The sequence below is a fragment of the Paenibacillus sp. GD4 genome (genome assembly GCF_030846225.1).
GTDB classification, from domain to species: Bacteria; Bacillota; Bacilli; order Paenibacillales; family NBRC-103111; genus Paenibacillus_G; species Paenibacillus_G silviterrae.
In genome coordinates, this window is record NZ_JAVCYK010000001.1 from 3,361,878 (window position 1) to 3,386,049 (window position 24,172).

The 24,172-nt window shown below is 52.8% G+C and carries 25 protein-coding genes, 1 pseudogene and 2 riboswitches; of the genes and pseudogenes, 23 read left to right on the forward strand and 3 right to left on the reverse strand.

Annotated features, from left to right (window positions below):
- Positions 1-207: 207 nt before the first annotated feature.
- The 16 genes and pseudogenes from RAC89_RS16255 (at position 208) to RAC89_RS16330 (ending at position 14,926) form a co-directional block, all read left to right on the forward strand.
- Entirely contained in the window at positions 208-1,380 is a 1,173-nt protein-coding gene (locus RAC89_RS16255; protein ID WP_306614698.1) for a benzoate/H(+) symporter BenE family transporter, read from the forward strand.
- 221 nt (positions 1,381-1,601) lie between these two features.
- Positions 1,602-2,318, forward strand: coding sequence for a thioredoxin-like domain-containing protein (locus tag RAC89_RS16260; protein ID WP_306614699.1), 717 nt, complete (start codon positions 1,602-1,604; stop codon positions 2,316-2,318).
- 191 nt (positions 2,319-2,509) lie between these two features.
- Complete coding sequence (locus RAC89_RS16265) at positions 2,510-3,400, forward strand: cation diffusion facilitator family transporter (protein WP_306614700.1); 891 nt, start codon at positions 2,510-2,512, stop codon at positions 3,398-3,400.
- Between the two features lie 112 nt (positions 3,401-3,512).
- Positions 3,513-4,220 carry a TerC family protein gene (locus RAC89_RS16270; protein ID WP_284644385.1) on the forward strand — a complete coding sequence of 236 codons (708 nt, stop codon included), beginning with the start codon at positions 3,513-3,515 and terminating at the stop codon, positions 4,218-4,220.
- A gap of 96 nt (positions 4,221-4,316) precedes the next feature.
- Entirely contained in the window at positions 4,317-4,808 is a 492-nt protein-coding gene (locus RAC89_RS16275; RefSeq protein WP_306614701.1) for an NAD-binding protein, read from the forward strand.
- 364 nt (positions 4,809-5,172) lie between these two features.
- Positions 5,173-6,078: an ectoine/hydroxyectoine ABC transporter substrate-binding protein EhuB gene (ehuB, locus tag RAC89_RS16280; RefSeq protein WP_306614702.1), complete on the forward strand. Its 906-nt coding sequence runs from the start codon at positions 5,173-5,175 to the stop codon at positions 6,076-6,078.
- A 6-nt stretch (positions 6,079-6,084) separates the two neighbouring features.
- Positions 6,085-6,738 (forward strand): ectoine/hydroxyectoine ABC transporter permease subunit EhuC, encoded by a 654-nt coding sequence (gene ehuC, locus RAC89_RS16285; RefSeq protein WP_306614703.1) that lies wholly within the window; start codon positions 6,085-6,087, stop codon positions 6,736-6,738.
- Positions 6,739-6,741: 3 nt separating this feature from the next.
- Positions 6,742-7,464: an ectoine/hydroxyectoine ABC transporter permease subunit EhuD gene (gene ehuD / locus RAC89_RS16290; protein WP_306614704.1), complete on the forward strand. Its 723-nt coding sequence runs from the start codon at positions 6,742-6,744 to the stop codon at positions 7,462-7,464.
- On the forward strand, positions 7,461-8,243 hold the full coding sequence (gene ehuA, locus RAC89_RS16295) for an ectoine/hydroxyectoine ABC transporter ATP-binding protein EhuA (protein ID WP_306614706.1): 783 nt from the start codon (positions 7,461-7,463) through the stop codon (positions 8,241-8,243). The genes ehuD and ehuA overlap by 4 nt, the downstream gene beginning before the upstream one ends.
- A gap of 3 nt (positions 8,244-8,246) precedes the next feature.
- Positions 8,247-8,759 carry a diaminobutyrate acetyltransferase gene (gene ectA / locus RAC89_RS16300; RefSeq protein ID WP_306614707.1) on the forward strand — a complete coding sequence of 171 codons (513 nt, stop codon included), beginning with the start codon at positions 8,247-8,249 and terminating at the stop codon, positions 8,757-8,759.
- Between the two features lie 36 nt (positions 8,760-8,795).
- Complete coding sequence (ectB, locus tag RAC89_RS16305; protein ID WP_306614709.1) at positions 8,796-10,097, forward strand: diaminobutyrate--2-oxoglutarate transaminase; 1,302 nt, start codon at positions 8,796-8,798, stop codon at positions 10,095-10,097.
- Between the two features lie 21 nt (positions 10,098-10,118).
- Positions 10,119-10,502: an ectoine synthase gene (locus tag RAC89_RS16310; protein WP_284644398.1), complete on the forward strand. Its 384-nt coding sequence runs from the start codon at positions 10,119-10,121 to the stop codon at positions 10,500-10,502.
- Between the two features lie 32 nt (positions 10,503-10,534).
- Positions 10,535-11,434 (forward strand): ectoine hydroxylase, encoded by a 900-nt coding sequence (gene thpD, locus RAC89_RS16315; RefSeq protein ID WP_306614710.1) that lies wholly within the window; start codon positions 10,535-10,537, stop codon positions 11,432-11,434.
- A 5-nt stretch (positions 11,435-11,439) separates the two neighbouring features.
- On the forward strand, positions 11,440-11,961 hold the full coding sequence (locus RAC89_RS16320) for a DUF2179 domain-containing protein (protein WP_284644402.1): 522 nt from the start codon (positions 11,440-11,442) through the stop codon (positions 11,959-11,961).
- A gap of 87 nt (positions 11,962-12,048) precedes the next feature.
- Positions 12,049-12,189, forward strand: a riboswitch (cyclic di-AMP (ydaO/yuaA leader).
- Between the two features lie 434 nt (positions 12,190-12,623).
- Positions 12,624-13,328, forward strand: a pseudogene (locus tag RAC89_RS16325) (KamA family radical SAM protein); the annotation flags it as partial.
- Positions 13,329-13,393: 65 nt separating this feature from the next.
- Positions 13,394-14,926 (forward strand): glycine betaine uptake BCCT transporter, encoded by a 1,533-nt coding sequence (locus RAC89_RS16330; protein ID WP_306614713.1) that lies wholly within the window; start codon positions 13,394-13,396, stop codon positions 14,924-14,926.
- Positions 14,927-14,997: 71 nt separating this feature from the next.
- Here RAC89_RS16330 and RAC89_RS16335 read toward each other — a convergent pair whose 3' ends face one another.
- Positions 14,998-15,561, reverse strand: a complete 564-nt coding sequence (locus RAC89_RS16335) for a GbsR/MarR family transcriptional regulator (RefSeq protein WP_306614714.1) — start codon at positions 15,559-15,561, stop codon at positions 14,998-15,000.
- A gap of 250 nt (positions 15,562-15,811) precedes the next feature.
- Here RAC89_RS16335 and proV point away from each other — a divergent pair, with 250 nt between their 5' ends.
- From proV to RAC89_RS16350, 3 genes are read left to right on the forward strand one after another with little or no spacing between them, the layout of a single operon-like run.
- Positions 15,812-17,029, forward strand: a complete 1,218-nt coding sequence (proV, locus tag RAC89_RS16340) for a glycine betaine/L-proline ABC transporter ATP-binding protein ProV (RefSeq protein WP_306614715.1) — start codon at positions 15,812-15,814, stop codon at positions 17,027-17,029.
- Positions 17,007-17,846, forward strand: coding sequence for an ABC transporter permease (locus RAC89_RS16345; RefSeq protein WP_306614716.1), 840 nt, complete (start codon positions 17,007-17,009; stop codon positions 17,844-17,846). Before proV ends, RAC89_RS16345 begins: the two co-directional genes overlap by 23 nt.
- A gap of 1 nt (position 17,847) precedes the next feature.
- Positions 17,848-18,765, forward strand: coding sequence for a glycine betaine ABC transporter substrate-binding protein (locus tag RAC89_RS16350; protein ID WP_306614717.1), 918 nt, complete (start codon positions 17,848-17,850; stop codon positions 18,763-18,765).
- 62 nt (positions 18,766-18,827) lie between these two features.
- Here RAC89_RS16350 and RAC89_RS16355 read toward each other — a convergent pair whose 3' ends face one another.
- Both RAC89_RS16355 and RAC89_RS16360 read right to left on the reverse strand, forming a co-directional pair.
- Positions 18,828-19,766, reverse strand: coding sequence for a Rossmann-fold NAD(P)-binding domain-containing protein (locus RAC89_RS16355; RefSeq protein WP_306614718.1), 939 nt, complete (start codon positions 19,764-19,766; stop codon positions 18,828-18,830).
- 54 nt (positions 19,767-19,820) lie between these two features.
- On the reverse strand, positions 19,821-20,405 hold the full coding sequence (locus tag RAC89_RS16360; RefSeq protein ID WP_306614720.1) for a TetR/AcrR family transcriptional regulator: 585 nt from the start codon (positions 20,403-20,405) through the stop codon (positions 19,821-19,823).
- 126 nt (positions 20,406-20,531) lie between these two features.
- Positions 20,532-20,672, forward strand: a riboswitch (cyclic di-AMP (ydaO/yuaA leader).
- 284 nt (positions 20,673-20,956) lie between these two features.
- Between RAC89_RS16360 and RAC89_RS16365 the strand changes: the two genes are divergently transcribed.
- From RAC89_RS16365 to RAC89_RS16380, 4 genes are all read left to right on the forward strand, one after another.
- Positions 20,957-21,319: a hypothetical protein gene (locus RAC89_RS16365; RefSeq protein WP_306614722.1), complete on the forward strand. Its 363-nt coding sequence runs from the start codon at positions 20,957-20,959 to the stop codon at positions 21,317-21,319.
- A 370-nt stretch (positions 21,320-21,689) separates the two neighbouring features.
- Positions 21,690-22,118 carry a universal stress protein gene (locus tag RAC89_RS16370; protein ID WP_306614724.1) on the forward strand — a complete coding sequence of 143 codons (429 nt, stop codon included), beginning with the start codon at positions 21,690-21,692 and terminating at the stop codon, positions 22,116-22,118.
- A gap of 117 nt (positions 22,119-22,235) precedes the next feature.
- Positions 22,236-22,997: a 2-dehydro-3-deoxy-D-gluconate 5-dehydrogenase KduD gene (kduD, locus tag RAC89_RS16375; RefSeq protein ID WP_306614726.1), complete on the forward strand. Its 762-nt coding sequence runs from the start codon at positions 22,236-22,238 to the stop codon at positions 22,995-22,997.
- 103 nt (positions 22,998-23,100) lie between these two features.
- On the forward strand, positions 23,101-24,159 hold the full coding sequence (locus RAC89_RS16380; protein ID WP_306614728.1) for an Ldh family oxidoreductase: 1,059 nt from the start codon (positions 23,101-23,103) through the stop codon (positions 24,157-24,159).
- Positions 24,160-24,172: the final 13 nt, after the last annotated feature.

The following is a 24,172-nucleotide window of genomic DNA, read 5'->3' on the forward strand; positions in this document are numbered from 1 at the left end:
ACCATCGTTTGTCTGTTTTGACATGATATCTATGATTAACATAGCAGAAAGTAAAAGCTTTTCTTATCATACCAGAAGTGGACGGGAAAACCGAAAGCAAAGTGGACGTTTACACCTGAGGAAGGTTAGCCTACAATTCAGTTCATAGGTAAGGACCCAAGTAAGTCGGGATTACGAAGTTTGTTCGAAGGAAAGAGGATGTATGCCATGAAGACAGAGAACGTTGTAACCGGAATGATGTCCGCCCTATTAGCCTGTACGGGCGGGGCCATCCTAATCGTCCAAAGCTCGCATCATTTGGGGCTTGACCGGACGGAGCTGGTCTCTTGGATGTTCGCAGTGTATGTGATAGGGGGTCTGCTGAATTTCCTGCTGAGCCTGCGGTACCGAATCCCGTTCGGCGGCGCTCATTCCATTACGGTAGCGGCCTTCTTGAGTACGGCTGCCGTTCAGTTCCCGTGGCCGGAGCTCGCAGGAAGCTTCATCATGGCAGGCGTGCTGCTGGCCTTGCTTGGCGTAACGGGGCTGTTCGGCAAAGTGCTGGAATATATCCCTAAGCAGCTTATGGATGCGATGCTGGCGGGCCTCATCCTGAGTTATGCGGTAGCGCTTATTCCGTCGATGAAGGAGGCGCCGATCGTAGGGGGGATGGCCGTTCTTGGCTTTTTCCTGGCGCCGAGAGTGTCCAGAGCGATTCCGCCTATCTTCGGAGTGGTTGTATTCGCTGTGTTGGGGCTTGTGGTAAGTAACGAGATGCCCCAGCTGCCCCCCGCGGAGTTTGTGGTGCCGCAGCTTGTTATGCCCAGCTTTACAGTGAGAGGCTTCTTATCGGTCACGATTCCTTGTGCCGTGCTTGTCCTAAGTAATGATGTGGCCGTTGCCCTAACGGCGCTGAAGAAGAACGGATTCGATGCTCCCGTGAATCGGACGCTTCTTATCACTGGGCTGACGTCGGCGTTTGCCGGCTTCTTTGGAGGACACGCCACCAATATCGGGGGAATGATGAGTGCTTTATGCAGCAGTGAGGAGGCAGGCCCCAAAGAGAAGCGATATAAGGCGGCAATGGTATCCGGACTGCTGGTAGCATTGTTCGGGTTATTCGCCTGGAAGCTCGGCGTCGTCATTCAGGCGCTTCCGATGTCGTTTATTCGCATCATCACAGGCTTCTCGCTCGTAGGCGTGCTGCTGGGGAGCTTGCAGAGCTCCTTCTCGGACGCGTCTTATCGTTATTCCGTCTTGTTCTCCTTTATCGTCGCGATATCCAACGTTTCCTTCCTTGGCGTCTCGGCAGCGGTATGGTCTTTAGTCGCAGGTGCGGCCGCGGCCAAGCTGCTGGGTGAGGGAAAAGCAAAAGAAAAGGAACGAGTTCCTACACAGTAAAAGTAGTTACCTTGGGGAGCCGACAGGTCGTCTTTGAGGTCCTGTGTGGCCCCTAGCATACCCACGAAATCTTCGGTAATAAGCGCATGGTGTTTTTTACCACTTGGGTGTTGAGGGTTGACAGCCGAACTAGTTGTAACTATTATAGTTACATGTAACCTGAGTTGTTACACCGCGAATTGCGAATCGAAGGGATGATACGAATGGACCCACATGCGGGTATGCACCAAGGATTCGATACTACGTTCTTACTGCTGTATATCGGGCTCGTATTCTTTGCAGCCGCCGTAGCCGGTTATTGGTTCTCGAATAAGCTGCATCACCGGAATACAAGCCAACTGAAGAAGGCACAGAAGGCGGAGCTGACGAAAAAAAGAAAACTGGCGCTCAGGGCTTCGCATGCGATGCTTGGCCTTGCGGTTGTCCTCATTGGAATTAACCTTATTCAGTACACCAGCGGCAAATACAGCATTGAAAAGCTGAACTACCAGGCGGAGATTCAAGTAGTGAACGATAAAGATTACGGCGGAGGCCATTCGGAGGCGCCGATTCGGTACGAAATGAAAATTCCGACCTCGGGCACTCATAGTCCGCATGATCTGAAGTTCGGATTGTACAAGGAAAGGCCGCCCTACGAGAATCTGGTTCACAACCTGGAGCATGGAGATATTATTATTTATTTTCATCCCCAGGCTAATCCTGATATTGTGAAACGAATTGAGGAGCTTACGAAATACCGCAAAGCCGGCGCCGGCATCCTGGGCGTGCCCAACAGCGACCTGAGCCAGCCGGACCAAATCGTCATGACGGCTTGGACGAAAACCATGGAGCTTCCCGCCTATGACGAATCGAAAGCGGGCACCTTTATTTACCAGTATATCAATCAAGGTCCCGAGAAAATTCCGCCCGAAGTGCGCCAAGGCGGGGGAACGATGTAAATCGCACTGCAGAGCCGGAGAGAAATCTCCGGTTTTTTGGTCTTTCAAATCCTACTTAGAAAGTTGGACTTGCGCAACAGTGTTAGTCTTACCTTACTTTTCGTGCCGAAGACAAAACTGTTTCTCTAGACCCACACGGTTCCTATCAAGTAACATAAACATGGAAGAGGAAGGAATAGGAGTGAATGGTGTTGGAGGAAACGTACGACAATATTAAGCTGGGTGAGAAGGGCGCCATGCTGAGCATCATTGCTTACATTGCCCTTTCGGCGATCAAGCTGATCATAGGCTATGCAACCGGCTCCGAAGCGCTTTCGGCGGACGGCTTGAATAACTCAACGGATATTATCGCATCGCTGGCAGTTTTAATCGGGTTACGAATATCAAGGAAGCCGCCCGATAAAAACCACCGGTACGGACATTTTCGGGCGGAGACGGTTGCGGCCCTCGTCGCATCGTTCATCATGTTTGCCGTAGGTCTGCAGGTGCTGTATCAGGCCATTCTTACATTCCGCAGTCCGTCCATCGAGACTCCGGACATTACTGCTGCTTGGACCGCCCTTTTTTGCGCAGGGGCCATCTATTTGGTGTACTTATACAACATTCGGTTAGCCCGCAGAATCAATAGTCAGGCGCTGATCGCCGCAGCTCAAGACAATCGCTCGGATGCTCTGGTCAGCGTCGGCGCGTTTGTCGGGATCATGGGGTCGCAATTCGGCCTGCCTTGGCTTGACCCGCTCACGGCGGTCATTGTCGGGGGGATCATTTGCAAAACGGCATGGGATATATTCCGTGACGCCTCCCACGCCTTGACGGACGGGTTCGATTACGAAGAGTTGAAGTCAATCAGACAAACGATTACGGATACGCCGGGCGTAGAGAAAATCATCGACATCAAAGCAAGAATTCACGGGAATAACAAGCTGGTTGATGTTACGATCGCAGTGGATCATCAGCTGAATGTCATCGAAAGCCATGAAATAACAGAGGATATCGAGAAACGGATGTCCGAGCAGCACAGCATTTCTTACGTTCATATTCATATCGAGCCTTTTGTTGCGGAAAGTGAGAGGATTCGATAAAGAGGGCATGTTCTGCCGAATAAATGGACATTATACACAAGAAACAATTGTTCTTTCCCCTCTAATCTATTAAAATCATACTATTACGTTGAGGCATAAGGGAGTGTACCAGGTGGAAAGCGAGTTTTTACTAGGACTGTTAAAAATTATTTTGATCAATATCGTGCTTAGCGGCGATAATGCGGTGGTCATCGCCCTTGCCTGCCGCAACCTTCCGGCGGAGCAGCAGAAGAGAGCGGTCATCTGGGGAAGCTTCGGTGCGATAGCGCTGCGCGTAGTGTTGACCTTCGTAGCCGTATGGCTCCTTGCCGTTCCTTTCGTTCAGCTGGCGGGCGGCCTTCTCCTTCTCTTCATTGCGGTTAAGCTGCTGAAGGGCGACGGAGATGAGGAGCATCTCAAGGCGGGCGGAAGCATTGCCGAAGCGGTCAAAACCATCATCATTGCGGACTTCGTCATGAGTCTCGACAATGTGCTGGCTGTAGCCGGCGCGGCGGGTGGCAATTACCTGCTGATCGGAATCGGTTTGGCCATCAGCATTCCGCTGATCATCTGGGGAAGCCAGCTGCTGATGAAGCTGATGACCCGATTCCCGATCATCGTATGGGGCGGAGCAGCACTGCTCGGCTATACGGCAGGGGAGATGATGCTGGCGGACAAGGCGGTGGGCCACTTTATCGAAACGCACGTGCCGGGCGGACATTATATCCTTCCGATCGGACTAGCCGTTGTGGTTGTCGGTGCAGGGAAAATTTTGTCGAAGAAAAACAACCATAATAATGAGGATAAGGAAGATAAGGTAGAGCATCCTGCCGTATCTTAATTATAAACAGCCAGAAGAGCGGGGTCGATGCCTCTGCTCTTTTTTGTATATCATGTGGGAAGGGTTGGAAAAGTTTATACGACACAATCCGCCAATATGGGCGTAGGTGGTCATTCCTTCAAGGGGGAAGCAGCGCTTCATCAGCTGACATCGTTCGACGAGACGGTGATGGAGAGCTTGGGGGCCTTCGAAGCGGATGTTATAGTGCTGGCCGACATGGATGATGAGGTCAATGCCCGTCTTGCCCGCAGAGCCAAGGAGCTGACGGACGGAAGAGTGCTGGTCCGCATTGAGCAGCCGAAGCTTCAGCTGGAATTCAGCAGAGAGGGCTTTGAGGTGTTCTCGACATTATTCGCGGCGCGCACCGTTCTGAGAGCATTGATCGAGAATCCGGGCGGATTGCAGCTTATCGCCGAATCGGAGGGAACAATCCACGAGGTCACGGTGGTCAGCCTGCGTCTGCACATGGTACTGCTCCGCCAGCTGCCGCTTCTCGATCAGCTTCTGATTCTTCGGATCTACCGGGGAGAATCGTTTCTGATTCCGCACGGAAACACGGAAATTCGCCGTGGCGGCAGGCTCTCGTGAGCGGTGACCCGGAGGAGGTAGAGGAGTTCAGAAGACGACTAAGCTCATGATCTAAGGGGCGGGAATCTAGATATAGTTATTTTGTTAGGTGGAAATCTACATGTTGATCGCGGTTGACACAAAAAGGGAATATATGTTCCTTTTGCAATACCATACATTCAGAGGGGGGAAAAGGGCCATTTCGGATACGATATGGCAACATACGGGAGGAATTCGGAGAATGTACCGGGTAATCCTCCCTCAGACTAGGAGAGAAGGGATTCTCTGGAAATATCATGGCTGAGTCCATATGACACCTTATGGAAAACTGTGTTAGCATGAATAGTGTTCGCGAACGAATTCTTAAGAGAGGAAGTGGTGCTGCTTGAGAAGGGGTTTGTCGTTACTGCTGTTTCTATCGCTATTCACATCAGTCGTCGGTTGCGGAGAGGTCCGGGAGGCCGGCGCGGGAGGGGACAATCCGCCCCCGGCCAAGTCATCGGAGAGTGGCACGTTAGCCAAGGTCAAGGAGAAAGGGGTCGTGACCATTGGCTTCGCCAACGAGAAGCCGTACGCCTACAAGACGTCCGACGGTCAGCTGACGGGAGAAGCCGTAGAAATTGCTCGTGCCATACTGAAGAACATGGGCATTGAAGACATGCAAGGGGAGCTTACGGAATTCGGCTCCCTGATCGGCGGACTTCAGGCCAAACGCTTTGACATGATTACCGCAGGAATGTTTATTAACCCCGACCGCTGTAAAGCGGTGCTGTTTGCAGATCCGGAGTACAGTATTGGGGAAGCTATTGCCGTAAAGAAGGGTAATCCGAACGGATTACACAGCTATAAGGACATCGCATCCAAGAAGGATGTGAAGGTGGCTGTTATGACCGGTGCGGTGGAAATCGGTTATTTAGAAAAGTCCGGCGTCTCTAAGGATCAGATGCTGCTCGTACCGGACCAAGCCTCTGCGCTCAATGCCTTGCAGGCTGGACGGGCACATACCGTAACGATGACCGGACCGGCGCTTCAAGCGATGCTGGATTCGGCCAAGGACGACGGATTGGAAAGAGTAAGCGATTTCAACCAGCCCGAAATCGATGGGAAGAGCGTGAGAGGATACGGGGCTACCGCATTCCGGCCGGAGGATAAGGAATTCCAGCAAGCGTTCAATGCGGAATTGAAGAAGCTGAAGGAATCGGGAGAGCTGCTGAAGATTCTTCAGAAATTCGGCTTTACGGAGCAGGAGCTGCCGGGTGATGTAACCTCGGAAGCTCTGTGCAAAGGGTAGAGCTGCATGGTCTCCTCATGGATGGAATTCGTTCCTTTACTGCTGGAAGGCGCTAAGCTCACGGTAGTCATCGGGCTGCTCTCGGCGGTGGTGGCGATTCTCGTCTCCTTCACCGCCGGGCTGGCCCGGATGTCCCGGTACCGGCTGCTGAGAGCGGGAACAACAGTGTACGTGGAATTTTTCAGAGGAAGCTCGCTGCTGATCCAGCTATTCTGGCTGTACTTTGCACTTCCTTTCGTAGGAATCGAGCTTCCGAAGCTGTGGGCTGCGGTGCTGGCGATCGGCTTGAATTTCGGGGCGTACGGCTCGGAGGTCGTTCGAAGCACCGTGCTCGCGATCCCCAAGGGACAGTGGGAGGCGACCGTGGCGCTGAACATGAAGCCATGGCAGAGCCTGCGGTACGTGATTCTGCCCCAGGCAGTCATCCGTATGCTGCCGCCCTTCGGCAATCTGCTGATCGAGCTGATCAAGAGCACCTCGCTCGTATATTTCATCACCTTGTCGGATTTGACTTATCAGGCGATGGTCCTTCGGAACAATTACATTTCCTGGACGCCGGAGATTCTGGGGCTGCTGCTTGTGATGTATTTCGGGATTGCTTCGCTGCTCTCCTTCGGTATCCGAAGAGCGGAGCGCAGGCTCTCTGTGGGGAGGGTGTAGCGTATGTGGGATTGGAGCTATGCCGTCGAAATCCTGCCGGAGCTGCTGCGGGGCTTACAGATCACCGTGCTGGCCACCTTCGGGGGCTTCGCCTTCGCCTGCATCGGGGGGCTGGTCATGGCTTTGGCCGTAAGCTCCCGGTGGAAAGTGATCTCCGTCTGCTCGAGATTTTGCTTGGAGTTTATTCGCAACACTCCGTTGCTGGTCCAAGTCTTTTTTCTGTATTATACCCTTCCTAAACTCATGAATATCTCTCTATCTGCTTTTGCCGTAGGTATCATAGGACTGGGACTGCATTACAGCACTTATTTGTCGGAGGTATACCGTTCGGGAATTCAGGCGGTCCCTCGCGGACAATGGGAAGCGGCAGTGGCCTTGAACTATCCGAAAGTAAAAACATGGACGACGATTATCCTGCCCCAAGCCATTCCGCCCGTCATTCCCATTATGGGGAACTACCTGATTGTCATGTTTAAAGAAACCCCCATTCTGTCAGCCATTACGCTCGTGGAAATGCTGCTGACCGCCAAAAATATCGTTTCGCAATCGTACCGGGTGTTCGAGCCTTATACGCTGGTGGGTATATTGTTTCTCTTGATCAGCTACCCCGCATCCTTGCTCGTGCAGCGTCTGGAGAAGCGGCTTAGCCTGCAAGTGAAGCAAGCGGCTTCCTCATCCGCCGTACAGGACAAAAGACCGACTTCAGAGAGAGGGGTGGGAGCTTGATTCCTGTCGTCAAGTACAACAAAGTTAGCAAGCGCTACGGTGATACCGAGGTGCTGAAGGAAATTGATCTTGAGCTGACTCCGGGGGAGAAGCTCGCGATCATCGGTCCCAGCGGCTCGGGCAAAACGACGCTCGGCCGCATGCTGATGACCCTGGAGGAGCCGACCTCGGGCACGATCGAGGTGGACGGCGAGCTGCTCTGGCACAGGAAGGTGCCGAACGGTCTGATGCGGGCGAATGAGAAGCATCTGCATCGGATGCGAAGCAAGATCGGCATGGTGTTTCAGCATTTCAACCTGTTTCCGCACATGAGCGTGCTGCGCAATGTGACGGAAGCGCCGCGCAAGGTCCTCGGCCTCCCGAAGGAAGAGGCCGAGGAGCGAGCCGTATCGATGCTCCGCAAGGTGGGGCTGGAGCATAAGCTGGAGGCTTATCCCTCACAGCTCTCCGGTGGACAGAAGCAGCGAGTCGCCATTGCCCGCGCCCTCGTCATGCGGCCGAAGGTGATGGTATTCGATGAGGTGACCTCAGCGCTGGATCCCGAGCTTGTCGGGGAGGTGCTGGAGGTCATCCGCGAGCTCGCCGATGAGGGCAGCATGGCCATGATGCTCATTACACATGAAATGGAATTCGCCAGGGAGATTGCCGACCGTGTCATCTTCGGGGCGGACGGCCGCATTGTGGAGGAGGGACCGCCTTCTGCGATATTCGACCATCCGCAGAGCGAACGGCTTCAGTCCTTCTTACGGCGGTTCCGCACCTCTAGCGGAAGGGAGTGAAGGATGTTGAACGAGAAAACGATTCGATTTCGTTACCCGGAAAAAGAGGACGGCGCAGCCGTTTGGAGGCTGGTGAAGGAGACGGAGACGCTCGATTTGAACGCCGTATACTGCTACATCATGCTGTGCGATTATTTTCGCAGCACATGCGTTATAGCGGAGGATGAGGATGGCATTGTCGGATTCCTATCGGCATTTCGTTCTCCGGAACAGAAGGATTGCTTGTTTATCTGGCAGATTGCCGTGAAGCCGAGCCGCCAGCGCAGGGGCATTGGGAAGCATATGCTGCATGAGCTGCTGCTCCGAGAGAGCAGCACGGATATTCGTTACCTGAAGGCGACGGTAAGTCCGTCCAATCTGGCTTCAAGGGGCTTGTTCCTGCATTTGGCCAAGTCCCATAACCTGGAGTGCCATCTGTTTGAAGGCTATGCCGCATCCATGTTTCCCTCTGAACGAGCCCATGAAGAGGAGATTCTGTACAAGCTAGGCCCTTTGCCTAGGAAAGCCGTGATGTAAGTCAGACCCGAATCCGAATAAGGGAGGAAGATCCGAATGAACACGACCTTACTGGAAAAGCCGTCCATGCACGTATTTGACCAAATGGAATCCGAGGTGCGCAGCTACTGCCGAAGCTTTACGACCGTATTTGCCAAAGCGAAGAACGCCAAGCTGTGGGATAAGAACGGGAACGAATTCATTGATTTTTTCGCAGGGGCGGGAGCCTTGAATTATGGACATAACAATGAGCGGATCAAGGAAGCGTTAATCGACTATTTGGTCCAAGACGGGGTCACGCATAGCCTCGATATGGCCACTTCGGCTAAGGAGCACTTCCTTACGACATTCGAGCAAACGATCCTGAAGCCGCGTGGACTTCACTACAAAGTGATGTTCCCCGGACCTACAGGGACCAACTCCGTGGAAAGCGCCCTGAAGATTGCCCGCAAGGTAACCGGCAGAACGGCGGTGATGTGCTTCACCAACGCCTTCCACGGCATGACGCTCGGCTCGCTGGCGGTTACCGGCAACAGCTTCAAGCGCAAGGGAGCGGGAGTAGAGCTGGGAAATTCGATCTTTATGCCGTACGACGGATACTTTGGGAAGGATTTGGATACAACAGGGTATATTGAGAAGCTTCTGGATGACCCGGGAAGCGGAGTGCCGCTGCCGGCGGCGATCATTCTGGAGACCCTGCAAGGGGAGGGCGGTCTGAACGTCGCCAGCAAGGATTGGCTGCAGGGGATCGCAGCATTGTGCAAGGAGCGGGGGATTCTGTTGATCATCGATGACGTCCAGATGGGGTGCGGCCGGACCGGCAGCTTCTTCAGCTTCGATGGGACGGAGATAGAACCGGACATCGTGTGCATGTCGAAGTCGATTGGGGGCTTCGGGCTGCCGATGGCGATAACGCTGCTTAAGCCCGAAATTGACCAATGGAACCCGGGTGAGCATAACGGAACGTTCCGAGGCAACAATCTGGGCTTCGTCGCGGCGGCAAAGGCGCTCGAATATTGGCGGACGAACGAGCTGGAGCGGGAAATTGATGTGAAAAGCAGGATGATCCGCAAGACGTTAGAGCGTATGCTCAGCCTGCATCCTGAATTGCAGGGAGAGCTCCGGGGCAAGGGATTCATTCAAGGCATCGCCTTCAGCAGGCCGGAGCTGGCGGAGGTGCTGTGCGGAATCGTTTTTGAACAAGGCTTAATCATGGAAACCTCCGGCCCCCGCGGCGAGGTGGCGAAGCTGATGCCTCCGCTCACGATTGAAGCTGAGGTGCTGGAACAAGGACTTCGCCTTCTGGCTGAAGGGTTCCGGGAGCTGGCTAGGCGGCAGGCAAAGAAGAACGATAACTGAGGACAAGGGAGAGGAAACGACATGATCGTAAAGCATTTGGAGCAGGTGCTGGGAACGAAGGACGATGTGGATACCGAGACGTGGAACTCAAGAAGGTTGCTTCTGCAGAAGGACGGCATGGGATTCTCAATGAACGATACGCTGATTAAGGCGGGAACGGAAACCTTGATCTGGTATCAGAATCACTTGGAGGCCGTCTACTGCATCGAGGGGGAGGGCGAAATCGAGGTGATCGGGGGAGAGACGTACCCGATTCGGGCAGGAATGTTCTATGCGCTGAACGGAAACGAGAAGCACTACTTGCGCGCACAATCCCAGCTGCGCATGATCTGTGTGTTCAATCCGCCTCTTGTAGGACGAGAGGTGCACGACGAGCAGGGGACCTATCCGCTGCTTACCAGCTAACATTCGAACCCAATTTTAAGGAGGATACGAGCATGACTTCAGCCAATCATTTGACGCAAGCGGACGCTACTGCCGATGTATATCCATCCCGAGTTCGGGAGTACCCCGAATGGATCGAACGTAAGGATCCCGTTGTATATTCTGCCTGGTCGCCGGATGCGCCGATCAGCCGTATCCAATCCGAATTTTATGAGCAGAACGGCTATTTGTTTCTCGACAGCTTTTTTGCGGAAGGGGAAATTGCCGAATTTAAAAACGAGCTGAAGCGTCTCTGGAAGGAGGGCCGGCATTCCGAAGCGAAGGAAGTGATTCGCGAGCCGGGCAGCGAAGAGGTCCGATCGATCTTCGCCGTGCATCAGCATAATGATCTCTTCAAGCAGCTTGCCGAGCATCCGCGGGTCAAGGGGATCGTCGATTATTTGCTGGGCGGGCCCACGTACGTTCATCAGTCCCGGATTAACTTTAAGCCGGGGTTTACGGGCAAGGAGTTCTACTGGCACTCGGATTTCGAAACCTGGCATGTGGAGGATGGCATGCCCCGAATGAGGGCGCTCAGCTGCTCCATCGCCTTAGAGGATAACTATGATTACAACGGCCCCCTGATGGTAGTGCCGGGATCTCATCGAACCTTCATCTCGTGCGTGGGGCAAACGCCGGACCAGCATTATAAGGAGTCGCTCCGCCGCCAGGAGTACGGCGTTCCCGATCAGGACAGCCTTACGAAGCTGGTGCGGGAGCACGGCATCCATACTCCTGTCGGGAAGGCCGGGTCGATCGTGCTGTTTGATTGCAACATAATGCACGGCTCGAACAGCAACATCTCTCCGATGCCCCGGAGCAACGTATTTCTGGTGTACAACAGCGAGACGAATCGTCTCGTTGCTCCGTACTCCGGGCAAGCGCCAAGACCCGGATATATCGCAGAAAGGTAGCGCCTATGATCTCGCTGCCTTTAATCGGATCGATCATTGCCATAAACATCGCATATGTTTCTACTTTCACATTACGGCTAATCTTGGTCATCAAAGGCAGAACCCTCCTGGCTTCCTTCCTTTCTATGGCTGAAGTATTCATCTACCTGCTGGGCTTGAATCTGGTGCTTCAGAACATGAACAATCCATGGAATATGGCTGCTTACTGCATCGGCTTTGGCCTTGGTGTGTATCTCGGAAGCCGCATCGAAGAAGCGCTGGCATTAGGCTATCTGGTGGTGCAGGTGATCGTGGATTCCTTAGAATCCAAGCTTCCTAACGAGCTGAGGGATCATGGCTACGGAGTAACGACATGGCCGGCGGACGGACGGGACGGCAAGCGCCTTGTGATGCAGGTCCTGGTGCGGCGCCGCAACGCCCGCAAGCTCATGCACACGATAGAGGAGCTTGCACCTAAGGCGTTCATCATTTCCCATGAGCCCAAGAACTTCAAGGGCGGCTTTTGGACGAGAATAACACGCGTGTAAGCGGAACAAGACTGCGGACTCGATGCCGCAGTCTTGTTTTGAGAAGGGAGACGTCTAAGGGCTGACAATGTTTTCCTTATTTTGTAACATAAGTGTACGCTTAATTTCCGACATCGTCGGAAATCGGGGGAACCAATGTTGTTGGGGCGAATCATGAAGTCATCGATGTAGGGAACCATCTTTCCCCGAGCCCGGCAGCTAACCTCGTCAGCAGTAGATGGGTCAACAATTGTTTGCATGCCTATGCATACTCAATGTGTGAATTGACCCGACGCATCGGGTCTTTTTGTGCTTTCCGGGAGACCCGTGCCCATGAGAATAGGGGGAACTTTCGTCCTGTAAGACGAAGCCTTTTTCATGAGCAAAGGGTCTTTTTTTGTTTTGCTCTTTTGAAAAGCGGAAAAGAAGGCAAAGCCACCAAGCATGGTGAGTTTTTTCTTGTTTTAAAGCCTATGTAATAGCAGATGTGCGATTACTGTTGCTCGATGGGCAGGTTTCGCGATTATAGTTGCAAATCTGCAATTGGGCGGGAAGGAAGGTTGGTTTTTCGTGTTTCATGACCAGTGTAATCGCAGATGTGCAATTATCGGCGCTCGGAAGCCATGCTTTCGCGTGTATAATGGCAGATTTGCAATTAGGTGACCATGGGCTGTTTTTTTATGATGTCGGATGTCAGCCCGGGCATCAACTATATTGCAAAGCATCCTGAGATTAATAACGTGCTTCTCACCGGCGGAGACAGCTTGATTCTTGCAACCGCCAAGTTGGCTAAGATCCTGGAGCGACTCAGACAGATTGAGCATGTAAAGATTATACGGTTAGGCTCCAAAATTCCTGTATTTAATCCGATGCGCATTTATGAGGACCAGGAATTATTAGATACAATCCACATGTATTCCACTCCGGAGAAGCGAATTTACGTTATGGCTCACATCAATCATGATGACCCTGTGATCCTTGGGGAGCTGCTCGACAAGCTGTCCTGGGCCGGTGTGACGCCATATTATTTTTTCATCAATCGTCCCGTAACGGGAAATCGGGAATTTGTACTGCCGTTGGAGCGGGTTTACCGGATCGTGGAGGAAGCGAAGGCCAGGACATCGGGGCTCGGGAAGCGGGTTCGCCTATACATGAGCCATACCTCCGGTAAAATCGAAATACTAGCTATCGAATCAGGCAAAGCCTATTTAAAGTACCATCAATCCCGCGACGGGGAATATGGGAAATTCATGATGCTGGACTGTCCTTCGGATGCGGCCTGGTTCGACGATCTTCCCGGAAGCGAGAAGCATTGGACTAAGCCCGGCAAAAAAGCAAGCGGGATTGTATTTGTTAATGAACTCCCCGATGTTCCGATAAGGAAATGAGGCATCCGAATAGCATCTATTGCCCGCGGATACCTTAAATGGTAAAAAGGTAAACGGAGGCTTCCATGGTTTTTACAATAGCGGCAGTTATTATTCTCCTATTTGTGCTCTGGGGCAGCTTGAATCCAAGCGGTCTCGCGAAGCAGGCTAGTGAATTTCTTGCTTATACGACGACGAATTTCGGCTGGTTTTACTTGTTCGCCGCCTTCGGATTTCTTATCTTTGTCGTTTATTTAGCGTTCAGCAAGTACGGAGGCATCCGTCTTGGCGAAGACGAGGATGAGCCGGAGTATTCCAACGTAAGCTGGTTTGCCATGCTGTTCAGCGCGGGGATGGGAATCGGGCTTGTTTTCTGGGGAGTGGCCGAGCCGCTGTCCCACTACATGTCCCCTCCTCAGGCAGCGGAGAGCCAGTCCGCCGAGGCGGCCAGACTTGCCATGCGATATGCTTTCTTTCATTGGGGACTTCATCCATGGGCCATCTATTCCGTCGTCGGAGTAGCGCTTGCTTATTTTCAATTCCGTAAAAAACGCAAGGGTCTAATCAGCCATACCTTTTATCCGCTGCTTGGTGACCGGGTTGATGGGGTACTGGGGAAGCTTATTGACATACTTGCCGTTATCGCAACGGCCTTCGGGGTGGCCACCTCGCTTGGTCTTGGCACGCTCCAGATTAACGGAGGGCTTCAGTTTCTATGGGGTGTACCGAACGGAGTAGGTGTCCAAATCGGTATCCTTGCCGTGCTTACAGTGCTGTATATGCTTTCGGCAACAACAGGTTTGGACAAAGGGATCAAAATGCTGAGCAATGCCAACCTGCTGGTGGCTCTAGGCTTGCTGATCGCGACCTTCGTGCTCGGACCCACCTCGTTTCTGCTCGATACCTTCACGGTGACGCTAGGGGGCTATCTGCAGAACCTGATCCAGATGAGCTTGCGGTTAACACCCTTTACCCAAGCAACCTGGGTCAGCAACTGGACGCTATTCTATTGGGCTTGGTGGATCGCGTGGGCGCCGTTTGTCGGCATGTTCATTGCCCGCGTATCCCGCGGCCGGACAGTGAAGGAGTTTGTGCTGGGTGTGCTGTTCATTCCCAGTCTGTTCAGCTTCCTTTGGTTCTCCGTCTTCGGGGGCGTCGGGCTGCATCAGCAAGTACTGGAGGGCTTGCCTATTGCCCAAGCGGTCAGTAAGGATATGACCTCCGCTTTGTTCATAACCTTGGGGCATTTGCCGTTAGGCAAGATCTTGGGCGCTTTGGCCACATTGCTGATTATTACGTTTTTTATTACGTCGGCAGATTCAGCTACCTATGTACTCGGGATGTTTACCTCCGGAGGGAGCTTAACCCCTTCCACCAAGATTAAGGTGGCTTGGGGGGTTGCCCAATCCTTGATCGCACTTGTTCTGCTGCTTAGCCAAGGGCTTCAGGCACTTCAGACGGCCTCCATCGTCACGGCGCTGCCCTTCGCCGTCATCATGGGCTTCATGTGCGTTTCGCTGTACACTTCTCTTCATGAGGAGGAACGGCTCAAGAGGAGGAAGGAAAGGAGATTCCGAGAGGCGCTGTACGAGCTTGTAGAAGCGCATAGGGAAAAATAAAGCAATATTTGAGCACACCAAAGCAGGCTGTTCCGTCTTAACGTTAGGCGGACAGCCTGCTTCTTGTTTTATTACTCGTTTTCCTTCGGGACAAGCTTGTAGATTTCTCCCGATTCCAAGGTATCGATCAACCGGTCGAGCCACATATAGTAGGCGATGGCTTGGTTGATCTTCTCGATATCTCCGCGAAGATAAGACTGCAGCGTCTCGTCCTCCGGGTGCTTGCCGGCAAGCGCCGTCAGCTCGTTTAGCGATTTCCGCAGAGCGGTCAGGTTCATTTCAACCGCCTTGCGCCACTTAATGACGAAGAAATCGGCAAAGGTCTGATGCCAATCCCGTTCCACCTCGTACTGATCCTTCCGCGACCCCTTCTCCCATACCTTATTGACCATCTTTAAATCAACAAGGGTTCGGATTCCCGTGCTCATGCTCGTTTTGCTCATCTCCATGGCTTCACCCATGGCATCGAGAGTCATCGGTTTATCTTGAAAAAACATCAATCCATATAATAGTCCGGTAGATAGCGTGATGCCGTATAAGTCCATGTTCTTGCCCACTGATTCAATAATGCGTTTGCGCGCCTTTTGAATCGACTGTTCATGTTCTGCGGATAAACCAGTCAATTCGGTGAACACCTTGATCCACTCCTGTCGGTGTTTGTCTAAATCTGAGTTTCGACATATTAGCCTTATTGTAAGTAACAGAAAACACAAAGTAAAGAAAGAACTAGGTAAGCATTACGGAGGAAACGGGAAGAAAACAAAGGATAACCCTGTACAGTATTTTCTGTACAAACGATACAAACGAAATGAACGGTTGACACTTTGTTTTCTTGTACGATAGACTAGGGTCAGAACTGGAAATGAACTGGAATGGGGTGTTACCTTGGCCGTCATTGAGGTTAAAGAGCTTTCCAAGGTGTTCGGAAACGAACCGGATAAGGTGTTTCCGTATCTTGAGAAAGGCTGGAGTAAAGAGAAGATATTGAAGGAAACAAAGCAGACCGTCGGGGTGAACCGGGTTCAGCTGTCGATCGAGCCTGGCGAGATCTTCGTCATTATGGGCTTGTCCGGAAGCGGGAAATCGACGCTGGTCCGGCTGTTTAACAGGCTTATTGAGCCGACAAGGGGAAGCATTTATGTTCACGGACAGGATCTGATGCAGATGAGTCAGGAGCAGCTGCGCGAGGTCCGGCGCAAGAAAATCAGCATGGTATTTCAGAAGTTCGCCTTGCTTCCTCACCGAACGATTCTGGAGAATGCCGCCTTCGGCCTGGAGATCCAGGGGATGGAGAAGAAGGAGCGTCTGAGGAAAGCGGAGCAGGCACTGCAGCTGGTCGGACTTGAGGCTTGGGCCGGAAGCTACCCGGATCAGCTGAGCGGAGGCATGCAGCAGCGGGTTGGCCTTGCCAGAGCGCTGGCGAACGATCCCGATATTTTGCTTATGGATGAGGCCTTTAGCGCACTTGATCCGCTGATCCGCAAAGATATGCAGGATGAGCTGCTTGATCTGCAAGAGAAGATGAAAAAGACGATCGTATTTATTACCCACGATCTTGATGAGGCATTACGCATAGGCGATCGCATCGCCTTAATGAAGGATGGCTCGGTGGTCCAGGTGGGTACACCGGAAGAAATCATGATGAATCCTGCGAACGAATATGTAGAACGGTTCGTGGAGGATGTGGATCTATCCAAGGTGCTGACCGCGTCGCATGTCATGCGCAGACCGGAGACCATCAGCATCGATAGGGGACCGCGGGTAGCTCTGCAATTAATGCGGGAGGGCGGAATTTCGAACCTGTTCGTTGTGGACCGGTCCAAACGGCTGCTCGGTGTCATTACCGCGGACGATGCCTCGGAAGCCGCTTCCCAGGGCAAAAGCTTGGAGGAAATTGTCATACGGGATACGCCGACCGTTGCTCCCGATATGCTGCTGCATGAATTGTTCGAAATTTGCGGCACCTCAAAGTATCCGGTAGGGGTCGTGAACGAGCAAGGAAGAATTATTGGGGTCGTTGTTCGAGGTGCCGTGCTTGGCGCACTGGCGGGACACCCTTTGCCAAGGAAGGTGAGCGTAGATGATACCGAAGCTACCGCTTGATGAATGGGTCGAGCTTCTCGTTGACAGCCTGGAGGGGAACCTCTCGCCCATCTTTACGGTGATCTCCGATGCAATTGAGGGGACGGTCGAGGGTTTTTCGGCGGCGTTTCAATTTTTACCTTCCCTGCTGATGATCATTATTTTAAGCGCTTTAACTTATTGGATTGCGCGTGCACCGCTCGCTGTTTTCACATTTCTCGGCCTTATACTGATCGATAATTTGGGGTACTGGGATCATACGATGGATACGCTGGCTCTCGTTATGACGTCCTCGATCGTATCCATCCTTATTGGCGTTCCGTTAGGAATTGCTTGCGCAGGGAGCAATCGGGCAAGGAACCTGATAACGCCCGTGCTGGACTTTATGCAGACGATGCCTGCCTTCGTTTATCTGATTCCGGCTGTTTCCTTCTTCGGTCTGGGCGTAGTACCTGGCGTCATCGCTTCCGTTATCTTTGCGGTGCCGCCGACGATTCGTATGACGAATTTAGGTATACGGCAGGTGCCTCACGATTTAGTGGAAGCAGGCGACGCTTTCGGCAGTACGCCGATGCAGAAGCTGCTCAAAATTCAGCTGCCGCTGGCGATTCCGTCGATCATGGCGGGGATCAACCAGACGATTATGCTGGCGTTATCCATGGTGGTGATCGCTTCTATGATCGGTGCACAGGGCATTGGCGCCGATGTATACCGGGCCGTCACCCAGATTAAGACAGGGCAGGGCTTCGAGGCCGGCTTGGCTATCGTGATTCTGGCGATTATTTTGGATCGTTTGTCACAGCATATTGTGAAAAACAAACAAAAGAGGAGTGCATAAGATGAAAAAATGGATGAAAGCAATTACGGTGTTGGGCATTACAAGCTCCATCCTGCTGGCAGGCTGCGCCAAGGAAGCGGCCAACCCGCCGTCAGCGGAACCGGCTCAGGCAGCTGCTGGTTTTACAGGAGATCAGGTGAAGTATGAAATCATCGGAATTGACCCCGGCGCAGGGATTATGAAGTCCACGGAAAAAGCGATCAAGGACTACGGACTGACCGACTGGAAGCTGGTTGAGGGCTCGGGTGCGGCAATGGCCGCCGCGTTGGATAAAGCGTATAAGGACAAGAAGCCGATTATTGTCACCGGCTGGACGCCGCACTGGAAATTCGCGAAGTACGAGCTGAAGTACTTGAAGGATCCGAAGGGCGTGTTCGGCGGCGATGAGCAAATCCACACGATCGTCCGCAACGGGTTGAAAGCCGATCATCCGTCCGCCTACGCGCTGCTCGATAAATTCGAATGGACACCGGATGATATGGCGAAGGTGATGGTAGCGATCCAAGAGGGCAAGAAGCCGGAGGCGGCCGCTGCCGAATGGATCGAAGCCAACAAGGCGAAGGTGGATGAATGGGCCAAGGGGATCGAGAAGGCGGACGGCAAGAAGCTGAAGCTGGCTTATGTCGCTTGGGACTCCGAAATCGCCAGCACGAATGTCGTGAAGCTGGTGCTGGAAGAGCGTTTGGGCTACAAGGTTGATATGATGCAGGTAGAGGCAGGACCGATGTGGGCCGGGATTGCCGGCGGAGACGCAGATGCCATTGTAGCCGCGTGGCTGCCGACAACGCATCAGGACTACTATGATAAGTACAAGGGCAAATTCGAGGATCTCGGCCCGAATCTGAACGGCACCAAGATCGGCCTGGTCGTTCCTTCCTATATGAATATCGATTCGATTGAAGATTTGCAGAAAAAATAAACGGTAACGGGCCGGCCTTGTCAGCAGATGATTTTGTTGATAAGGCCGGCCTTTTTGTTCGGCTAGCGCAACGAAGCATACCAGTCCAGCGTCGCTTGCAGGGAAGTCTCCCAAGGAGACGAGATGTCGCCGAACGTCCGGAAAAACTTGGAGCTGTCGACGACATAAGGCTGCTCGAAGGCATACATCATTTCCATCGATTCGCGGGCTTCCTTGATGAACAGGCCCCCGATCGCGATCATGACTCGACCCATCGAGCGGATCTTAGGCTGCTTCCCGGCTAAACGGTATGCCAGCTCCGCCACCTGCCGCGGGGTCATCGTAGGAGCATTCGGCACATGCCAAGCCTGACCATAGGCGGATTCGGTTTCTCCCAGCAGCACGAGCGACTTCCCAAAGTCACCTATATAGGTGAAGGTATGTGGAAGATCAATATGGCCGATCAGGGAGCACGCTTTTCCCTGCAAAAGGGCAGGGAACACCCGGGAACCAAGAGTTGAGCCAAGCACATAAGGACCGAAAAAATCGGAGCCCCGGCCGATAACGGTCTGCAGATTGCCTTTTTGGTGCAGACCTAGCACATATCGGGCCACCTCGCTTCGTACTTTTCCCTTCCGGGTCGTCGCAGCGTAGGGGAGCTCCTCGTGGATTGAGCCAACGGTTTGGCCGTACATGTAAAGGTTGTCCCCGAGGACCAGCTTTGCTCCCGTCCGCATCACTCCTTCAGCGATGCTTCGGATCAGCGAAGGAAACTTCTGCGGCCACTCATGGTATGGAGGCTGCACGCAAACATATACGACACGGGCTCCGCGGCAGCAGGCTTCCACCTCCTCCACGGCGTAAGCATTGCAGCGTACAACCTCCACATCTCCGGGAAGGCCGGATGCTTTACCGCTGGTATTTGCCATTCTCACCTTACGGCCATAGCCTAGCAGCTCTACCATCACAGAGCGGCCTAAAGGACCGGTTCCAAAAATCAAATCAAAGGGTTGGTTGTTCATCTGTTTACACCTCTTTCCGTTAATTAAATACCGTTCAATAATGGGGCGAAAAAATTACGCAAGCCCCCTGGAGAGCATACGTACCTGAACCTCGGCAAGTGAACGGACATCCTCAAACGATTGCTGCGAGTGCAGAAAGAACTGCACGAAGCCGCGGATCGAGATGAACAGCGCCCAAATTTTCTGCATAAGCTGGGGATCTGTTCCGGGCAGCTCTGACGTCTTCAGCACAGCGGCGGCGAATTGGTCGTAGCTACGTGCGGAGTAAGGCTGAGAATACTTCATCAGCTCGGGATCGGCAATCAGGAACATAATCTCGAAGGCGTGACGATTGTCCAAACCAAATCGAATAAATTCAATCAGAATGGTCTCCAGCGGAGAGAGTGAAGGGTGGGGCGGTCCGGCGAGGGTGCCGGCCAGCAGGGCGTCAAGTCGTGCAAAGTCCTCAGCTACGATGAGACTGAACAGCTCGGCTTTTTCCTTAAAGTGATAGTAAAAAGCCCCCGGTGTGTAGCCAAGCTCTTCGGCAATCGCCCGCATGGAGATCGCGTGATAGCCTTTGCGGGCAAACAAGGCTCGTGCCGCATCCACGATCCGTTCGCGACTAAGCTCCTTATCGACGGCCTTTCTAGGGGTCATGCCTGTCGCTCCTTTTAATTGAATGGTGTTTAAATATAGAAATATCATATTATCGCCATGCTGTCAAACCATTCCAGATCATAAGTTACTTGAAAAAAGTTGACGACGCTTTCAAACGTTGTGTATGATAGAGTTACGCTTAATTTCCGAGCCTGCTCGGAAAGCGGGGGAACCAGATCTTTTGGGGCGAATCACATCGTCACTCGTGTAGGGAACCATCTTTCCCGAGCCCGGCAGCTAACCTCGTCAGCAGTAGATGGGTCACAATCCTTGGCAATTGCGCATATTTGTGCACTTCGTTGACCCGCGAATGGGTCTATTTGCGTCTATATGTACCCTAGACCCATGATTCTTGTAAGGTCTTCCGCAGCATATCGCGGACCTTTCACGGATACGGGTCTTTTTTAACGTTAAAGAATGTTAAAGTTGGCTAAAGCTTTAAAGCACTGCAACATTCTTTACCAAGAAAACCTACCACTGAAACGCGGTCGCTCATCTTTGAAAGACCTCGATAGAGGTTTTCTTATTTTATCCTATAAGGGGGACGGTTCATGAAGCAGCGATTAACGGCAAGCCAGCTTCAGCAGCTCTCCGAGGGACAGGTCGAACAGCTGCGAAGTCTTTGGACTCCTCAGGAGGGAGATTATATTTACACCAGTGGACAGGAGGAAATGGTTTATTACCTGAACGGTCTCGTGAAGACGAAATCGCTTCCCCTTTTTTCCATTGGGCAGCTGTTGGAGCTATTACATGAACGTCAGCCTTCGATGCGGGTCCAAGCCGTCAACGGGGAGTGGAGGGCAGCAACCTCACGGTATGAATGGACGGCCTCCGAATTATGCGATGCTTTATGGGAGGCGTTGAAGCAGGAATTGAATGTGGATGGCATGGAACCTCAAACGGAATGCGTGTAGAGAGAAGCTGCAGCTGCGGTATGATTGGTTCGAGCGATTTCTAAGCGGGCCCCCGGTTACTGTGATTCGTGACGGGAAACGGCAACGATTGAAACAAACGGCCAGTTGGGGTATGAACTTACGGATGACGCAAAGCCGGTAACGATGAAGCAAATGAGGGAACTGCTTCAAACTTTTTTTTCCGATAAAGAGGGAAACCTTCAAGGACAAGGGAGCAGGGGAAACAATTTGTTTGAGGAAGTGCAATCCGGAGAAGGACATGCCAAACGAAGCCGGCTGCAGTAGGAGTACCGGCGTATGATTTTTGTCACAGCATTTTCGGGTGGTTCTGCTACGATGAAGCTATCAAGCTGATAAGGAGCGATTTCCTATGGCATTTCAGAACATATTGGTAGCGTATGATCAATCGGAGCTTTCCCGCAAAGCGCTCGATAAAGCAGTAAAGCTGGCGGGGGAGAACGGAGCGAATCTGTATATCGTCCATGTATATCAGCCTCCTGCCATCCTAGTGAGCCATCCTCTGGCTACTTTTCCGTCTACGTATCTTGACGATGCGGAGGGAGCCTTCAAGTCGGTAAAACAAGAGCTTCAGGAGCAGGCGGAGAAGATTCCGAAAGCCAGCGTAGCTTTGCTTAGCGGACATCCGGCCAAGGCACTGCTGGATTATGCTTATGACAAGCAATGCGATTTGATCGTTATGGGAAGCCGCGGCCTCGGAGGACTGCAAGAGCTGGTTTTGGGCAGCGTGAGCCACTCCGTCGTACAGCAATCAAAGATTCCTGTGCTTGTCATTAAATAAAGAGGATATCGTTTTGTCACATCCTGATCCTGCACTAAGTGACAAGATTCACATGTTCCCTTCGCCTCCGAAGGTATAATCGCAGTAGAAAGTGATTATATCTTGGGAGGTTTTTTTATGGGACGAAGCGGCTTTGATCTATCAGGTAAGGTTGCCATCGTTACGGGAGCCAGCACGGGACTTGGCCAAGGCATGGCACTGGCGTTAGCGGAAGCCGGAGCCGACATCGTCGGTGTGGACTATGTGGAAATGCCGGATACGAGAGCGAAGATCACAGCAATAGGGAGGGCTTTCTTAGAGATCCAGGCCAATCTGATGAGCCTTGAGCCGATTGATAGAATTATAGAAAAGGCGCTGGAAACCTTCGGTCACGTCGATATTTTAGTGAATAACGCAGGGATTATACGCAGAGCGGATGCGATTGATTTTACCGAGAAGGATTGGGACGACGTGCTGAACATCAACCTGAAGACCGTCTTCTTCTTCAGCCAAGCGGCTGTAAAGCAGTTTCTGCAGCAAGGCACCGGCGGCAAAATCATTAATGTAGCGTCTATGCTTTCTTTCCAAGGAGGCATTCGCGTACCTTCCTATACGGCGAGCAAAAGCGGCGTGATGGGTATCACCCGGGCCATGGCTAACGAATGGGCCAAATTCGATATCCAGATTAATGCCATTGCGCCTGGTTACATGGCGACGAATAACACAGCTCCGATCCGTGCCGATGAAGAGCGCAGCAAGTCGATTCTGGATCGGATCCCGGCCGGACGCTGGGGAACTCCGGAGGATTTGGCGGGTCCCGTTGTGTTCTTGGCTTCCCCCGCGTCCAATTATGTGAATGGATATACGGTAGCGGTGGACGGCGGCTGGTTAGCACGGTAATCGGCTATAAAAAAAGGCGCTCCCCATGGACGCCCCTTGCATAAAATAACGAGTGACCAAACGTTATCGGTTATTCTGATGCGAAGGGATGAAGGACAACATCATGGGGAACGCGCAGATTTTGGTTCCGCGTGCGGTGCTTGAGGCTTATGTACGCGCGGTATTTGCAGGCGCTGGCCTCGAGGATGCCGACGCGGCGATTATCGCGAGGCATCTGACCCTTGCGAATATGCGGGGAGTCGAGTCTCACGGCGTCAGCAGGGTGGATATCTATACGAGAAGACTGGAGGCCGGGCTGGAGTCGAAGAAGCTGCAGATGAACATCGAGAAGGAGACCGACTCCAGCCTGCTGATTCATGGCGGCCATAGCCTGGGGATCCTGCTTGCGACGAAGGGAATGGAGCTTGCGGTAGCGAAAGCCAAGGCTACAGGGATTGCAGTTGTAGGGATCAAGCATTCGGCCCATTGCGGGATGCTGGCCGACTATGCGGGATACGCCGCAGAGCACGATTGCATCGCCTTCGCCACAACGAATGCGCCAGCCTACATGGCGCCTTGGGGCGGTAAGCGGGCGTATTTTGGGACAAATCCCCTATGCTATGCCGTACCTGCAGGAGAGGAGCCCGCGATCGTATTCGATATGGCGACCAGCATGGTTGCGCGCGGGAAGCTGGTAGTAGCTCAGCAGAACGGTCAATCGATCCCGCTGGGATGGGCCATAGCGAAGGACGGCAAGCCTACTACGGATCCGGCGGCCGCACTGAACGGAGGGCTTGTCCTGCCGCTTGGCGGAGCCAAAGGCTACGGACTTGCCGTGCTGGTTGATATTTTGTCGGGACTTTTCACGGGTGCAGCCTTCGGTCCTTACATCGGACATTTATACGATGATCTGGACAGGAATCAGGAGGTAGGGCAATTTTTCTGGTTGATGCGGGCAGATTTGTTCGAGGACTTGGCAGTGTTTAAAGGGCGTGTCGACCGGATGATTCGCGAGGTTCGTCTGGTTCCCCTGGCGGAAGGCTTCGAGAGGATCTATCTGCCGGGGGAGATCGAGCAGGAGCTGGCGGCGAAGCGGGAACGAAACGGCATTCCGCTCGGTTCCGCACTAGTGAAGGAACTGCAGGAGGTAGGCAAAAAATACGGGGTTGCGAGTCCATTTTAAACATGACAAAGAC